The 14,719-nt window shown below is 72.1% G+C and carries 15 protein-coding genes and 1 pseudogene; 5 read left to right on the top strand and 11 right to left on the bottom strand.

Translation table 11 applies throughout. From position 1 onward, the window contains the following. Positions 1-15 precede the first annotated feature (15 nt). Positions 16-759, bottom strand: a complete 744-nt coding sequence (locus HB370_RS31765; RefSeq protein WP_030787676.1) for an amino acid ABC transporter ATP-binding protein — start codon at positions 757-759, stop codon at positions 16-18. A gap of 568 nt (positions 760-1,327) precedes the next feature. Between HB370_RS31765 and HB370_RS31760 the strand changes: the two are divergent. Next, positions 1,328-1,441 (top strand): annotated as a pseudogene (locus HB370_RS31760) (IS5/IS1182 family transposase); the annotation flags it as partial. A 165-nt stretch (positions 1,442-1,606) separates the two neighbouring features. On the opposite strand, the gene HB370_RS31755 reads toward HB370_RS31760, so the two are convergent. Next, positions 1,607-2,647 (bottom strand): hypothetical protein, encoded by a 1,041-nt coding sequence (locus HB370_RS31755; protein ID WP_157855628.1) that lies wholly within the window; start codon positions 2,645-2,647, stop codon positions 1,607-1,609. 38 nt (positions 2,648-2,685) lie between these two features. On the opposite strand from HB370_RS31755, the gene HB370_RS31750 reads away from it, so the two are divergent. Then, the gene (locus tag HB370_RS31750) at positions 2,686-2,892 is read left to right on the top strand and encodes a hypothetical protein (RefSeq protein ID WP_051816004.1); all 207 of its coding nucleotides are present in this window, start codon (positions 2,686-2,688) and stop codon (positions 2,890-2,892) included. Positions 2,893-2,905: 13 nt separating this feature from the next. Here the strand turns inward: HB370_RS31750 and HB370_RS31745 are convergent, their stop codons facing one another. Both HB370_RS31745 and HB370_RS31740 read right to left on the bottom strand, forming a co-directional pair. After that, positions 2,906-3,835 carry an SDR family NAD(P)-dependent oxidoreductase gene (locus tag HB370_RS31745; RefSeq protein ID WP_030787682.1) on the bottom strand — a complete coding sequence of 310 codons (930 nt, stop codon included), beginning with the start codon at positions 3,833-3,835 and terminating at the stop codon, positions 2,906-2,908. Positions 3,836-3,910: 75 nt separating this feature from the next. Then, a complete protein-coding gene (locus HB370_RS31740) occupies positions 3,911-4,798 on the bottom strand; it encodes an SDR family NAD(P)-dependent oxidoreductase (RefSeq protein WP_030787685.1) in 888 nt (295 codons plus the stop codon). Positions 4,799-4,868: 70 nt separating this feature from the next. Between HB370_RS31740 and HB370_RS31735 the strand changes: the two genes are divergently transcribed. Continuing rightward, a complete protein-coding gene (locus tag HB370_RS31735; protein WP_030787688.1) occupies positions 4,869-5,801 on the top strand; it encodes a LysR family transcriptional regulator in 933 nt (310 codons plus the stop codon). Between the two features lie 35 nt (positions 5,802-5,836). On the opposite strand, the gene HB370_RS31730 is transcribed toward HB370_RS31735, so the two are convergent. After that, on the bottom strand, positions 5,837-6,160 hold the full coding sequence (locus tag HB370_RS31730; RefSeq protein WP_157855629.1) for a VOC family protein: 324 nt from the start codon (positions 6,158-6,160) through the stop codon (positions 5,837-5,839). On the opposite strand from HB370_RS31730, the gene HB370_RS31725 reads away from it, so the two are divergent. Beyond that, positions 6,122-6,733 (top strand): TetR/AcrR family transcriptional regulator, encoded by a 612-nt coding sequence (locus tag HB370_RS31725; protein WP_030787691.1) that lies wholly within the window; start codon positions 6,122-6,124, stop codon positions 6,731-6,733. The genes HB370_RS31730 and HB370_RS31725 overlap by 39 nt on opposite strands. Before the next feature lie 178 nt (positions 6,734-6,911). On the opposite strand, the gene HB370_RS31720 is transcribed toward HB370_RS31725, so the two are convergent. The 6 genes from HB370_RS31720 to HB370_RS31695 all read right to left on the bottom strand — a co-directional run bounded on the left by HB370_RS31720 (position 6,912) and on the right by HB370_RS31695 (position 12,568). Next, positions 6,912-7,331 (bottom strand): DUF6278 family protein, encoded by a 420-nt coding sequence (locus HB370_RS31720; RefSeq protein ID WP_030787695.1) that lies wholly within the window; start codon positions 7,329-7,331, stop codon positions 6,912-6,914. A gap of 15 nt (positions 7,332-7,346) precedes the next feature. After that, the gene (locus tag HB370_RS31715) at positions 7,347-8,126 is read right to left on the bottom strand and encodes an exodeoxyribonuclease III (protein WP_030787698.1); all 780 of its coding nucleotides are present in this window, start codon (positions 8,124-8,126) and stop codon (positions 7,347-7,349) included. Positions 8,127-8,161: 35 nt separating this feature from the next. After that, positions 8,162-8,797, bottom strand: coding sequence for an MBL fold metallo-hydrolase (locus HB370_RS31710; protein ID WP_030787701.1), 636 nt, complete (start codon positions 8,795-8,797; stop codon positions 8,162-8,164). A 38-nt stretch (positions 8,798-8,835) separates the two neighbouring features. Beyond that, complete coding sequence (pcaC, locus tag HB370_RS31705) at positions 8,836-10,137, bottom strand: 4-carboxymuconolactone decarboxylase (RefSeq protein ID WP_030787704.1); 1,302 nt, start codon at positions 10,135-10,137, stop codon at positions 8,836-8,838. A 292-nt stretch (positions 10,138-10,429) separates the two neighbouring features. Beyond that, entirely contained in the window at positions 10,430-11,707 is a 1,278-nt protein-coding gene (locus tag HB370_RS31700) for an MFS transporter (protein ID WP_051816005.1), read from the bottom strand. A gap of 660 nt (positions 11,708-12,367) precedes the next feature. After that, the gene (locus HB370_RS31695) at positions 12,368-12,568 is read right to left on the bottom strand and encodes a DUF5302 domain-containing protein (protein ID WP_106980736.1); all 201 of its coding nucleotides are present in this window, start codon (positions 12,566-12,568) and stop codon (positions 12,368-12,370) included. Positions 12,569-13,004: 436 nt separating this feature from the next. Here HB370_RS31695 and HB370_RS31690 point away from each other — a divergent pair, with 436 nt between their 5' ends. After that, entirely contained in the window at positions 13,005-14,714 is a 1,710-nt protein-coding gene (locus tag HB370_RS31690) for an ABC-F type ribosomal protection protein Ole(B) (RefSeq protein ID WP_063854494.1), read from the top strand. Positions 14,715-14,719: the final 5 nt, after the last annotated feature.

Genomic DNA, 14,719 nt, shown 5'->3' with positions numbered 1-14,719 from the left:
GTCGCGGTCCCCCGGTCAGTGCTTGAGGATCTTGGAGAGGAAGTCCTTGGCGCGGTCGCTGCGCGGGTTGGTGAAGAACTCGTCCGGGCTGCGGTCCTCCACGATCCGGCCGTCGGCCATGAACACGACCCGGTTGGCGGAGGCGCGGGCGAAGCCCATCTCGTGGGTGACGACGACCATGGTCATGCCTTCCCGGGCGAGCTGCCGCATGACCTCCAGCACCTCGTTGATCATCTCGGGGTCGAGGGCGGAGGTGGGCTCGTCGAAGAGCATCGCCTTGGGTTCCATGGCGAGCGCGCGGGCGATGGCGACGCGCTGCTGCTGGCCGCCGGAGAGCTGGGCGGGGTACTTGCCGGCCTGGTTCAGCAGGCCGACCCGGTCCAGGAGTTCGCGGGAGCGCCGGTCGGCCTCCTCCTGCCTGCGCCGGCGCACCTTGACCTGGGCGAGGGAGACGTTCTGCAGGACGGTCTTGTGCGCGAAGAGGTTGAAGGACTGGAAGACCATGCCGACCTCGGCGCGCAGCCGGGCGAGGGCCTTGCCCTCCGCGGGCAGCGGCCGGCCGTCGAGGGTGATGGTGCCGGACTCGATGGTCTCCAGCCGGTTGATCGTCCTGCACAGCGTCGACTTGCCCGAGCCGGACGGGCCGATGACCACGACCACCTCCCCCTTGCCGACCGTGAGGTCGATGTCCCTCAGGACATGCAGCTCTCCGTAGTACTTGTTGACGTTGCGCAGTTCGATCAACGGATCGACGGCCATCCGCAGCCCCACTCGCTCTCGGCTGTGTCGTGGTTGCCGCAACCTATCCAGCCGGCCGTGCGGTCGGGGGACGACACGCATCTTCAGGGCATTAGCCGTATTTACGTCAGCGAGTGGCCGGGGGCTTGCCAGCGGGTGGCCCTGGCTCTGTTCATGTGGGATCTGCCCTCGCCCCGCGTCAGCCGGACGGCATCTTGGATTCGTCGGCCGTTCCTCGGGGTGGGGGTAGTGGCATGAGTGATCTCGCTGTGCCAGTCAGCGTTCGTCAGATGAACAGACCGCTTTTCGAGAACCGACCGTGGGCCGAAATCTCGGTCGACGCGTTGGGGGCTGCTGCTCCATGGCGAACCCTTCACCGGCGCAAGGGGCAGAGGCACCACTCCGGCACGTCCTGGTCGTCCACGACACGAAGCCATGTGGTCTACGAGTCTCGGCTGGAGCTCGCGAGGCTGTTGTTTCCCGACTTCGAGCCCGCGGCGCACGGCTCGTCGCGCAGCCCTTCCTGCTGAAAGCCCTGGTCGACGGCCAGGTCCGCAAGCACGTCCCGGAGTGGTGCCTCTGCCCCTTGCGGCGATGGCTGGTTTCCCGGGGCATCGGGCACCGCCTCGCCCGCGAGGGCGTCGAGTCATCCCGACGCCTGGGACGACACCGCTGGGTCGTGGAGCGGACCGCGTCCTGGCTGTCCGGCTGCCGACGGCCACCGCCGCTACGAGCACAAGCCGGAACACTTCCTCGCCTTCACCGCCACCGCCGCGACCCTCATATGCCACCCTCGACCGCCCGAAGTGAAATGGCGTCCAAACCGCTTTGACCTCCGGCAATCCGACAGATCAATGACCGGTCACGCTCAGCCGTCGCCGCGGCGGCAGTCAGACCGGTCCCAGCATCTCCAGGGCAGGGCGGCGGGTTGCTGGGTGAGCAGCAGTTCTTCGTAGGTGTGATGGCGTCGGCTGGTGACGCGGTGATGGAGGAGGTGTGCGGCACGGTCAGGGTGTCCGGCGTCGACGAGGGCGCGGGCGAGGGCGTCCTGAATGATTTCGCGTTCGACGCGTACACCACCGAGGTGTTCTGTCCGGTCGCCCAGGCGGACGAGGAGATCGACCGCTTTGCCGGGATGGCCTGCGGTGATGCGGGCCAGGGCGTCGGCGACGGGGGTGAGGACCGTGGCGTAGGGGGGCCGGCTGTCCCGGGCGGCTCGGGCGGCGAGTGCGGTGAGGCCGTCGCTGTCGCCCGCGACGCTCAGGGCGAGGGCGAGCTGGAAGGTGTGGAAGACCTGGGCCCAGCCGCCCGGCTCGGCGAGCAGGCAGTGGATGTGCGCGAGATCGGTGAGCCGAGCGGGGGCCTTACCGATGAGCAGCAGGCGCCAGTCGGTGGCCGCACGCATGCCGACGTCGCTGTCGTGCAGTTCCGTGTCCGCCCGGCGACGGGCGTCGTCGAGGTCGCCGGCGGCCAAGGACTGCAGGACCGCGTGCCATCGCAGATGGCGGCGCTGGAGGTTGCGGGGGTCGACGGACAGCCACCGGCCGACCATAGCCACCGCTACGCCCTCACAACGCGGCCAGTACCTCCGTTTTCGCTGGCGGATCCTGCCCGTCGAAGGCGAGCTGCTGCTCCACCGTTTTCGCCGGAGAATTCCTGTGAGGAGTGGCAAGCGCCGGTTGGCCTCGTGGGGGGCATCGGGGTGCTCCAGCGTCCAGGTGGTGTAGGCGTCGCCTGCGACGACCAGCCGGCCGGTGTCGTCGGGTGCGCTGTCCAGCGCCGCTTCGACCGTGCCGATCACGGAGGCGTGCTCGGCGTCGAGTACGGCCGAGCGCGGGGACGGCACGGCGACAGGCTGCGGCTGCATCTCCACCGCGGCGGCGAGGAGATCGCCGCGCGGGTCCCGCAAGCGGCCCGAGGTGTCCCCACGGACACTTCCGCCGCTTCATGGAGCACGAATACGGACCGACCTGCGCGGCGCTGCCGCAGGTGCGGGAGTACGTGGAGTACTACCTCGCCGACACGGTGAGCGGCAGTGCGGAAGAACCCATCGATGCCATCGTGCGGATCAGCTGCGACTCGCAGTTCGGCGATGCGGAGGCGTCCACCGGTATCCATGCGGCGGTCGCGGACCGGCAGGTGCAGCCGGTCTGACGGGATCCATCGATCACGCTGCGCCGGCGATCAGGTCCTGCGACAGGTCCCACAGGCGCCGCGCGCCCGCCGGGTCGACGGCGTAGCGGGCCACGCCGTGCAGGGTGCCGGAGCGGCGGTCGACGATCTCGGTCTCGTCGCAGTCGACGAAGTAACGGCCGCCGATGCCTTCGAGCAGCGGTGAGGTGGCCAGGAGCGCCGACGTGGCGGCGCCTTGTTCCACGGTCTTGATCAGCTCGGCGGGGACGCGGCCGCTGCCCCGGCCGCCGGTGTGCCGCTGCAGGTTCGTGTAGATGGCACCCGGCATCAGGGCGTTGGCGGTGATGTTGTCGTCGGCCCAGCGGCGGGTCGCCTCCACCGCGAACAGGACGTCGGCCGTCTTGGACTGGCCGTAGGCGAGCCACGGGTCGTAGGGGCGGAAGGCGAAGTTGACGTCGTCCCACACGACCGGTGACTGCTGGTGACCGGTGGAACTCACCACGACGATGCGGGCGTTGCCGGCGGCAGCCAGCGCGCCGTGCAGACCGGTGGCGAGGGCGAAATGGCCGAGGTGGTTGGTGGCGAACTGCCATTCCCAGCCCTGTTCGGTGTACTGCTCGGGGCAGGCCATGACGCCCGCGTTGTTCACCAGTACGTGCAGCGGGCCCTGCCAGGCGGCGGTGAAGGCCGTGATGGACGCGGGGTCGGTCAGGTCGAGGTGCGCGGCCCGCACGTCCTGGTTGCCGGTCGACCCGATGATGTCCTTGGCGACGCGTTCGCCCGCCGCCACGTCCCGCACGGCGAGGGTGACGGCCGCGCCGGTTGTCGCCAGGGCGCGGGCCGTTTCCGCACCGATGCCGGAGGAGGCGCCGGTGACGATCGCGCGGCGGCCGGTGAGATCGATTCCTGACACGACCTCGTCGGCGGTGCTGGCGAAACCGAACGGGGTGGTGAGCGCACTCATGAGGGGGCTCCTTGCTGAAAGGGGCTGGACGTTGAAGCGGACAGGGGTGTTGCGGGCGGGCGGAAACCGGTGCGGTCAGGGGACGAGCATGGCGTCCTGCTCGACCGGAGGCGTCCCGTCGTGCCAGGGCAGGACCTTGCCGAAGCGCACCAGCTCGCCGTAGAGCTCCGGTTCGACGTGCTCGGCGAAGACCAGATCGAGGACGGCCCCAGCGGCCCGGGCGGGCGACTGGGCCTGGCTGTAGTCGCTGAACCACGGGCGTGAGGTCGCCGTGTCGACCATGCCGGGGCAGACGGCTGCGACGAGCGTGCCGTCTGCCAGGTCCCGGGCGCGGCGTTCGGCGGCGACGGCACGCACGGCGGCGACCTGGGCCACCTTCGACGGCACGTTCAGCCACAGCGGCCAGCCCGCTTCCTGCGCGGTCTTGTGGTGGATGGCGCTGCGCCACGACTCCACGGCGTACTCGACCTGGTCCAGGCTCGCGCCGTCGAACAAGTGGTGCAGCCGGCCGTCGAGGTGGCCGAGCGTCCCCAGGCTGCTGGCCACGACGAGCAGGCGCCCACCGGGACGCAGCACCGGGCCGAAGGAGCGCAGGATCGCGTGCGTGGCGGTGTTGGAGACGTCGATGAACTCATCGGCCCGCTCGGACTGCGATTCCTCGGGGAGCAGCCGGGTGACCGCGTTGGAGATGACGACGTCCACCCCTCCGTGGCGGGCCCGCAGGTCCTCGGCGATACGGGCGATGGCCTCGGTGTCCGTGACATCCAGCACCCGGCCCTCGACCCGGGCACGCGTGGCGGGCAGCTGGGCGACGTCCCGGGCGGCGTCCGCCACACGCTGCTGACTGCGACCGGTGAGCAGCACCAGGTCCTGCGGATTCATGCGGGCCGCGAGTCCCTCGGCGAAGGCCCGGCCGAGCCCCTGGTTGGCACCCGTGACGAGAGCGATGCGTGTAGTGGTCATGCCTCCACGCTAGGAACCCGTCGTCCATGCGTCCAACGAAAGTTGGGAACAGCTAGCATGCGTAAACATCATGGACTTCACTGATGTGTCACTGACTGCGTTGCGCGTCCTGCGGGCCGTGGCCGAACAGGGAACCTTCACCGCGGCCGCGGCGTCGCTCGGCTACACCCAGTCCGCGGTCTCCCGGCAGATCGCCGCGATCGAGCGCGCGGCAGGCACCGAACTGCTGGAGCGGCGGCGCGACGGGGCCCGGCTCACGCCCGCCGGCCGTGTCGTCATGCGCCGCGCGACGGTCGTGCTCGACGAGATCGCCGCGACCGCCAGGGAACTCTCGGGCCTGCCGGAGCAGACCGGAACGGTCCGGCTGGGATGGGTGCCCAGCGCCGGTGCCGTGCTGCTGCCCCGGGCCCTTGCCGCACTGCGTGAAAGCGATCCCGGACTGGAGGTCGTCGGCCGCGAGGGCGGCACCCCGGCACTGGTCCGCGCACTACGGGCGGGCAGCCTGGATCTGGCCCTGCTCGCCTCGGCGCCACCGTTCCGCGCGCCGGACACCGAGTCGCCCCCACTGGCCCTGCAAACGCTCACCGAACGCCCGCTGCTTCTCGCGGTGCCCGCCACGCACCCCCTTGCCCGCGGCGCATACGTGGACGTGGCCGACCTGCGGGGACAGCGCTGGATCGCCGGGCCCTCATCAAGAGAGGACCACCTGATGGGCGTGTGGCCGGGCCTGGACGAGCGCCCCGAGATCGCTTTCACCGCCCGCGACTGGCTGGCCAAACTCCACCTCGTCGCCGCAGGATGCGGACTGACCACTCTTCCCGCCTCACTCGTCTCCGCGGTACCCCCCGGCGTGCGGATCCTCCCTGTCCGCGGCGGTCCGCAAGAACAACGGCGCCTACTCCTGGCCCGCCTGCCCGACCCACCGACGCCGGCCGTGACACGGATGGCCGCCGTCCTCCGCGCGACGGCACTCGAGGTCCACACGCCCCATCCCATCGCTTGAGCAGTGCCGCGCCGCACCGGCCCGACCGGCACCCCTCAGGACGTCTCGATCAGCTCCAGCAGATTGCCCTCCGGGTCGGCGACGTACGCACAGCGCATGCCTTCACTGGCGCCGGGCGCGGGGCGCGAGACCGCAGCAGCCCCGCAGTCCTGTGTCAGGCGGGCGAACGCGCCGTCGAGATCCGGGACTTGAAGCGCCAGGTGAGTGAAGGTCTGGGCGGCGGTGGCGGCAAACGCATCGGTGTGCGAGACGGGGCGCGAGCCGGACCGTTCGACGAACTCCACCCGCAGGCCCGCCGCATCACTCAGGAACCTACCGGCATGGCCCCTCCCGTCACCCGACGTCCCGTCGGCCACCATCACGGCGACCTCCGCAACTCCCTCCTGCGGGCATCCCTGGAGCTGGTCGGCGAGCGAGGTCCGCACGGCTTCACCCTGGCCGAGGCGAGCCGCCGGGCCGGGGTGAGTGTCGCGGCGCCGTACAAGCACTTCGCCGACCGGGACGCGCTGCTGGCCGAACTCGCCACACAGGGCTACCGCGAGCAGCGCAATCGCTTCGCCGCGGCCGTGAAGGGCATCGAGGACCCCGCCGATCAACTGGCGTCCTTCGCGGCGGCATACGTCAGATTCGCCGCCGAGGAACCCGCTCTGTTCGATGTGACCTTCAATGCCGGCCTCGACAGGTCCAGGTTCGCCGAACCGGCCGCGGCGGGCGACGAGGTGGCCCGCCTCCTACTGCCGGTGGCCCGGCAGTTCGCCTCAGACCCGGACGCCGCGTTCGACCTGCTGCTCAGGATCGCCGCTGCCGCCCACGGCCTGGCAGTTTTCCTACGGCAGGGCCTGTTTGGTGTGGGAATCGCGGCCCTCTCGGACACCGAGGAGAAGGCCGCCCGCACGGCGCGGGCAATCCTGCGACAGGACGCCGGCTCGTGATCGCCTGAGAGGCGAACCCTGGCGCGCAGCGACAGGACAAGGAAGGGCACCGTTCGTGAGACTGGCTCACTGGGACACGGAGCGAGACACAAGCTGAAGTGATACGTCGCAGCATCGTTTTGCGACACGGCCAGTGAGATCCCGCAGTTCAGCGGGCGGCCGGGGGCCGGGGGCGGGTTCAGTCCTCGGCGATCTCGGCGTACAGCTGGGACAGCTCGGGGACCCCGGTCGTGGCCCACTCCTGCCCGGCCGGCACCACCTCCACCGTCCGGCCGGAGGCGAGCCGTACGACGGGTTCGCCGTCCGAGCGGATCCGCCAGGCCGCGCCGGGCACCGTGCGCACCACGACCGTGCCCAGGTACAGCCCGGCGTCATGGCCGAGCCAGGGCAGGATCTCGGGGTCGTCGCGCCAGCGCGGGTCCATCTGGTCCAGGGCCTCCAGGGAGGCCGGGGTGTCGTCGAGGCGGACGCCTCCCCGGGCCGCCTGCGCGCGCAGCAGATCGCACTCGGACAGCAGCGCGGCGACCGCCTCGGGGTCGGCGGGCGGCGCCGCCTCACCGTTCTTGTCGTGCCGGGGGCCCAGGAACGGAAGACGCATGCCCCCAGCGTGGCATCACACGTCCAGGTCGACCACCACCGGCGCGTGGTCGGAGGCGCCCTTGCCCTTGCGCTCCTCGCGGTCGACGTAGGCGTCCTTGACCGCCTTGGCGAACGGCTCGTTGCCGTAGACCAGGTCGATGCGCATGCCGCGGTTCTTCGGGAAGCACAGCTGGCGGTAGTCCCAGTACGTGAAGGGCCGGTCGTACTTCAGCGGGCGCGGCACGATGTCGTCCAGGCCCGTCTCGCGCAGGGCGGCGAGCGCGGCGCGCTCGGCGGGGGTGACGTGGGTGGAGCCCTCGAACGCCGTCACGTCGTGGACGTCGTCGTCGGTCGGCGCCACGTTGTAGTCCCCCAGGACCGCGAACGGGCGGCTGCCCCGCGCGTCGCCGTACACGGCCGCCTTCAGGGCCTCGAACCACTGGAGCTTGTAGGCGTAGTGCGGGTGCCCCACCTCGCGGCCGTTGGGCACGTACACCGACCAGACGCGGACCGGGCCGCAGGTCGCCGAGATGGCGCGCGGCTCGGTCACGCCGTCGTAGCCGGGGTCTCCGGGCAGGCCCTTGACCACGTCCTCGATGCCAACGCGGGAGAGCACCGCCACGCCGTTCCACCGGCCGGTCGCGTGGACCGCCGATTCGTAGCCCAGCTCGCGCAGCTGGTCGAACGGGAACTGCTCCTCGGCGATCTTGGCCTCCTGGAGGCAGAGGACGTCGGTGCCGCTGCTCTCCAGCCAGGCCAGCAGCCGGGGCAGGCGGGCGGTGATCGAGTTCACGTTCCAGGTGGCGATGCGCATGCCTCACAACCTACCCGGAGCCTGTGACAACGGGCTCAGACCTCCGCCGCCGCCCCGGGCGCCAGCCGCTGGTGGTCGGTGCCGCCCAGCCGGCCGAGGTGGCCGCCGTAGATCGGCAGGGCGAGGTCGGTGAGCAGGGCGTCGTGGACGTCGTAGGCGCGCCGCGGGGCGACCTCGCGGACGTAGTCGATCACCTCGGAGATCTTGTTCCAGGGGGCCATCACCGGCACCAGGAGCGTCTCCACCGGGTGGTCGGGGACGGTGAGGGCGTCGCCGGGGTGGAAGACCGCGCCGCCGTCGATCAGGTAGCCGACGTTGGTGACGCGCGGCAGGTCGGGGTGGATCACCGCGTGCAGTTCGCCGTGCACCTGGACGTCGAAGCCGGCGGCGGTGAAGGTGTCGCCGTGGCCGACGGTGTGCACCCGGCCCGGGAAGGCGGCCGTGATCCGCTCGGCGACGGACCCGAGCGTCCAGATCTCGGCGGCCGGGTTGTTCTCCATGGCGGCCCGCAGCCGGGACTCGTCGAAGTGGTCCGGGTGCTCGTGCGTGATCAGGATGGCGTCCGCGCCGAGCGCCGCGTCCTGTTCGGAGAAGGCGCCCGGGTCGATGACGAGCGTGTGGCCGTCCTTGTCGAGGCGGACGCAGGCGTGGGACTTCTTCGTGAGCTTCATGTCTTCCATCTTCACGCCCGCGCCCGCCGCGCACGGCACTACTCGGCGGGGGTGGTCTCCTCGCGGATGACCCGCTGGGCGACCCGGAACGCGCTGTTCGCGGCCGGCACCCCGCAGTAGACGGCGGTCTGCAGCAGTACCTCGGCGATCTCGGCGGGGGTCAGTCCGCTGCGCAGCGCCGCCCGGGTGTGGGCGGCCAGCTCCTCCAGGTGGCCGCCGGCGACCAGCGCGCTCAGCGTGACGCAGCTGCGGGTACGGCGGTCCAGGCCCGGCCGGTCCCAGATCTCGCCCCAGGCGTAGCGGGTGATGAAGTCCTGGAAGTCCCCGGAGAACTCGTCGGAGTCCGCCAGCGTCCGGTCCACGTGCGCGTCGCCGAGCACCTCGCGGCGGATCTTCAGCCCGGTCTCGTACCGGTCGGGCGCTCCGTCGGCCTGGGCCGGTACGGCGGCCGGGGCGATCTCGGCGACCGGGGCGGCCTGCGCCGGCACGACGGGGGCGGGCGCCGGGACGGCGGGCGCGACAGCGGCCGGCAGGGCGGTCTGCCCGGTGTCGAAGGGCTGCTGCCAGGCGGTGGAGAAGTGGTGGACGAGCAGGTCGGTGACGGCGGCGGGCTGCTCGACCGGCACCAGGTGGGAGGCGCCGGGCACGACCGCGAGCCGGGCGTCGGGGATGCCGGCGACCAGGGTACGGGCCTCCGCCGGGCCGGTGACCTGGTCGTCGGAGCCGACCAGCACCAGCGTCGGCACGCCCACCCGGCCGAGTTCGGGCCGTACGTCGAAGGAGGCCAGCGCCTCGCAGGCGGCGATGTAGCAGCCCGGGTCGGTGGTACGGACCATCTGCACGGCCCACTCGGTGATCGCGGGCTGCGCGGCGGCGAACCCGCCGGTGAACCAGCGGTCGGGCGCGGTCCGGGCGATCGGGTCGAGGCCGTTGGTACGGACCACCACGCCGCGCTGCCGGAACTCGTCCGCGGTGCCGAACCGGGGGGAGGCCGCGACCAGCGCGAGCGAGGCGAGCCGCTCGGGGTGGCGCAGGGCCAGCTCGATGCCGACGGCGCCGCCGAGCGCGCAGCCCGCGTAGCCGAAGCGCTGCACGCCGAGCGCGTCCAGCGTGGCCAGCAGCCGGGCGGCGAGGTCGGCCACGGATCCGGCGGGGTGCGCGGGGGCGCCGCCGTGCCCCGGCAGGTCGAACCGGAGCACCCGCCACTGCTTGGCCAGCTCCGGCACCTGGCGGTCCCACATGTGCCAGGTGGTACCCAGTGAGGGACCCAGGATCAGGACCGGGGCCTCTTCTGGCCCGTCAAAGCGGTATTGCAGGGTGTTCGGTGGTGTCTCACTCACGCCCCAGACCCTCTCACGTCTCACGACCGCCCCTGTAACGGAGGTTGCGACTGCACAGGTCTACCACCCGCCGCACTCGAACGGGCGCTCCCTGCCGGGTTGCTCCGCCCGCGGCAGGGGCTGCCCGCCCGGCGGCCCGGCCTCGCACCGTCGCGTCGGCCCTGTCCCCCACAGGCGGCGCCGGCGCCGGTGACGGCAGCTCGGCGCCGCGCCGGTACGGCTCGCCGTACCGGGGCCCGTGGATGTGGATACGGAGCGGGCCGGCACGCCGCCGGCATCCCGCGGTGTCCTCCTACGGGTGTGTCACTTCCTCCTGGGGGGTGTCGTCGTCGAGCGGATGGGCGGTCTCGTCGGCGCGCACCTTGGCAAGGCCGCCCACGAGCACCGCGAGCACGATGGGTGCCAGGCCCGCGATCAGGAACAGGGCCCGGTGGGAGAGCTGCTGCGACACCAGGCCGACGAAGGCGATCGACACGGGCATGAAGGCGATGGTGATCAGGAAGTCGAGTCCGGCGATCCGCCCGATCATCTCCATCGGCACCCGCCGCTGCAGGAGCGTGCCCCAGATGACCAGGCCCACGCTGAGCAGGGCACCGTAGACGAACAGGCTCGCGCCGATGACCCAGGGGTGGTCCGTGAGCGCGACCAGACCGAGCGGCAGGCAGCCCAGTGCCCAACTGCCCAGCATCGTCGTCAGGTAACGCCGCGGCATGGTGAGGGAGCCGGTGACCAGCGACCCGGCCAGGCCGCCGAGACCCAGTACCGCGACGAGCAGTCCGTAGACGGTGGACCCGTTGTCGGACCGGGCCCGCACGAGCGCGGGGAGGAGCACCTCCAGCGGGCCGGTCACCAGCAGCCCCATGAGCGCCGCGAAGACGACGCTCGCGAGGATCCACGGGGTGCGGGCCGCGAACCGGAACCCTTCGACGAGGTCGTGCACGGGATGCGTCCGGGTGGTCTCCGCCTCGGGTGCGCCCGGGGGAAGGCCCAGCGTGCACAGCAGCGCCGCGGCGAACACGGACACGGTCAGCAGCGCACCTGCCGCCGGAACGGTCGCGCCCACGAGTGCCCCGACGGCGGCGGGGGCGGCCGCCTGCTGGACGGACGGGCGCGTGGCCCCTTCGAGGCCGTTGACGGCCATGAGGTCGGAGGTGGGCACGACCACGGGAACGAGTGCGGTGTAGGCGGGGAAGAAGAACGCCGTGGCGGCCCCCACGGCGAACGCCGACACGCTGAGGTGCCACAGCGCGAGGCCGTCCGCGAGGGAGAGGGCCGCGATGACGCCCGTCGTCGTCAGGTTGGCCACGAGCACCGCCAGCAGCACGGACCTCTTCGCGGCGCGGTCGGCGACCACACCGGTGGCGAACGCCGTCGCCAGCAGGCCCACGCCGGTCCAGACGACCACCGAGGCCAGCTCCGGCGCCGAGGCACCGAGCTCCAGCGCCTGGAGCGCGAGGTAGATGGTCCACCCGCCGTACCCGAAGAGGGCGAGGACCATGGCGGCGAAGAGGCGGCGGTAGCCCGGCCGGCCGAGGGGCGCGAGGACGGCGGGGAGGTGTCGCTCGGTCATGAGTCGGCCCTTCCGGCAGGCACGGGAGCGGTCGTGGACGGGGCCGGCGCGAGAGCGGCGAGACGCCGGCGCCCCGGGGTGGTGACGGCGGCCGGCGGCCGAGGGGCGGTGTCGCCGTGTCCGGCGAGCGTTGCCGCGGGGACGGCAGGGCGCAGAGGTCCACCGGCCGAACGGCCGGGCCGGTACGGCCTGTGCGCGGCACGCGCCGCCGGGGCCGCGGGAGCGGCGTACCCGGGTGGCGCCGCCGGCCGGGGCCGGGAGCGGCGCCGGCGAGAGGGGCCCGTCGGGGCCGGTGCGGAAGGGGTGGTCGTCGGCCACCGGCGCCCGGGCCGGCGGCCCTCGCTCGCATCGGTGAACTCGTGTATCGGTCGGCCGGCCTCAGGCCGGCCCCTTGCGGGGAATGCGCCCACGGTGTGCTCCACAGGTTCGCTCCGGAACCGGGCAGCACGAAACAGCCGCCCGGCACTGACACCGCGACGGTGGGCACGCGAAACGAGAGTTCAGGGCCGCACCGTCAGGCGCGGCGGCGGAGCTTCAGGGAACCGACACCTGGATACATGCCCGCCACCCTACACCTGCCCGGGCCGGTTCCCCGGCGCGGGCAGGCCCCTGTCGCAGCGGAGTCGAGCTGTGGGGCACGGGTGTGCGCAGCGGTCGGTGTCACCCGGCCTTGCGGCGGAAATTCGCCTTCCTGGCGCCATTGCGGGACGTTCCGTTCACCTTGGAACGAGCGTCCTCGTGCGCCCGGCGTTCCCGGCTGAGGAGCTTCTTGCGCTCCAGTGCCTCCCGGAACTTCCGCTTGACGTCGCTCTCGGTCCCGGTCTCGGACTCGGCTCCGGATCCACCCTGGTTGTCCTGCATATGAACCTCCCGCTGACGAACGACTGCCCGGGACACGTTCGCACACGGCCTCGTCGTCCCGCGAGCAAAAAATCCGAAGCGTGGCACACATTCAGCCATCGCACCTCGCGACCCCCTGCCGGCTCCGTCTGCTCTGCTATCGTGCCGACGTGGTCAGTTACTACTTCCTCTGATACCGCCACGGGAGTCCGGGCGCCGAGGAGCACCGCGTACGCGGTTCCGCTCCGGCGCCGTCGAGGGTTCCCGGCAGGACGGTGACGCGGCTTCTCCCGCCGCTGATCGCGACGCCTCCGGCTCGCTTCTTCGCCTCCCTTTTTTCGCGCTGCGCACCGTCGGGTGCGCCGCGTTCGCCGAGGCGTTCTCTTCTTCCGCCGTCTGCCGTGGGCCGCTCCCTTTTGGCCACACTGCCTCTTTTTCTCCGAATGGCGGATCACCCATGCAGAACGCACACCGTTCCGATACCGGCGCCGCGGCGCTCACCGGCACGCCGGAAAAGCTCCTTCCCACGCAACCTGAGACCGGTTCCTTCCAGGTCGTCCTCGACGACGTCGTCCGGGCACCCGGCGGACGGCCGCTGTTGGACGGCGTCAACCAGTCGGTGGCACTCGGCGAGCGCGTCGGCATCATCGGTGAGAACGGATCGGGCAAGTCGACCCTGCTCCGCATGCTCGCCGGCGTGGACCGCCCGGACGGTGGCCAGGTCCTCGTCCGGGCTCCCGGCGGCTGCGGCTACCTCCCCCAGACACCGGACCTGCCCCCGGAGGACACCGTTCAGGACGCCATCGACCACGCCCTCGCCGAACTGCGCTCCCTGGAGCGGGGGTTGCGTGAGGCGGAGCAGGCGCTGGCCGGGGCGGAGCCCGAGGAGCTGGAGGGCCTGCTCGGCGCCTACGGCGACCTGCTGGAGGCGTTCGAGGCCCGCGACGGCTACGCGGCGGACGCCCGTGTCGACGCGGCGATGCACGGCCTCGGTCTGGCGGGCATCACGGGCGACCGGCGGCTCGGCAGCCTCTCCGGAGGTGAGCAGGCGCGTCTCAACCTGGCCTGCCTGCTGGCCGCGTCCCCGCAGCTGATGCTGCTCGACGAACCCACCAACCACCTCGACGTCGGGGCGCTGGAGTGGCTGGAGGAGCGCCTGCGGGCCCACCGCGGCAGCGTGCTGGTCGTCTCGCACGACCGGGTCTTCCTGGAGCGCGTGGCCACCGCCCTGTGGGAGGTGGACGGCGAGCGGCGCACCGTCAACCGGCACGGCGGCGGTTACGCGGGATACCTGCAAGCCAAGGCGGCCGCGCGGCGCCGCTGGGAGCAGGCTTACCAGGACTGGCTGGAGGACCTGGCACGCCAGCGGGAACTGGCCCGCAGCGCCGCCGACCACCTGGCCACCGGCCCGCGGCGCAACACCGAGCGGTCGAACCAGCGCCACCAGCGCAACGTGGAGAAGCAGATCTCCGCGCGGGTCCGCAACGCCAAGGAGCGGGTCCGCCGGCTGGAGGAGAACCCGGTGCCGCGGCCCCCTCAACCCATGCGTTTCCGGGCCCGGGTGGAGGGTGGCGGCACGGTCGGGCGCGGCGGGGCACTCGCCGAGCTGTACAAGGTCACCGTCGGCACGCGGCTCGACGTCCCGTCCTTCACCGTCGACCCCGGTGAGCGCATCCTGATCACGGGGCACAACGGCGCGGGCAAGAGCACCCTGCTGCGCGTGCTGGCCGGTGACCTGGCGCCCGATCAGGGCGAGTGCGAGCGCCCGGAGCGCATCGGCTGGCTGCCGCAGGAGACGGAGATCACCGACCGGCAGCAGAGCCTGCTGGCGGCCTTCGCGGCGGGGCTGCCCGGCATCGCGGAGGAACACCGGGGCGCGCTCCTGGGATTCGGGCTCTTCCGGCCCTCGGCGCTGGGCACCGCGGTGGGAGACCTGTCCACCGGGCAGTTGAGGCGGCTGGCCCTGGCCCGTCTGCTGCGCGACCCGGCGGACCTGCTGCTGCTCGACGAGCCGACGAACCACCTGTCGCCCGCGCTCGTGGAGGACCTGGAGGAGGCGCTGGCGCACTACCGGGGCGCACTGGTCGTGGTCTCCCACGACCGCATGTTCGCGCAGCGGTTCACCGGTCGCCGCATGCACATGGAGGGTGGCCGCTTCGTGGAGTGAGGCGG

It is taken from the genome of Streptomyces sp. DSM 40868, from assembly GCF_011820545.1.
GTDB classification, from domain to species: Bacteria; Actinomycetota; Actinomycetes; order Streptomycetales; family Streptomycetaceae; genus Streptomyces; species Streptomyces eurythermus.
This window is presented reverse-complemented; position numbering and strand designations above follow the sequence as displayed.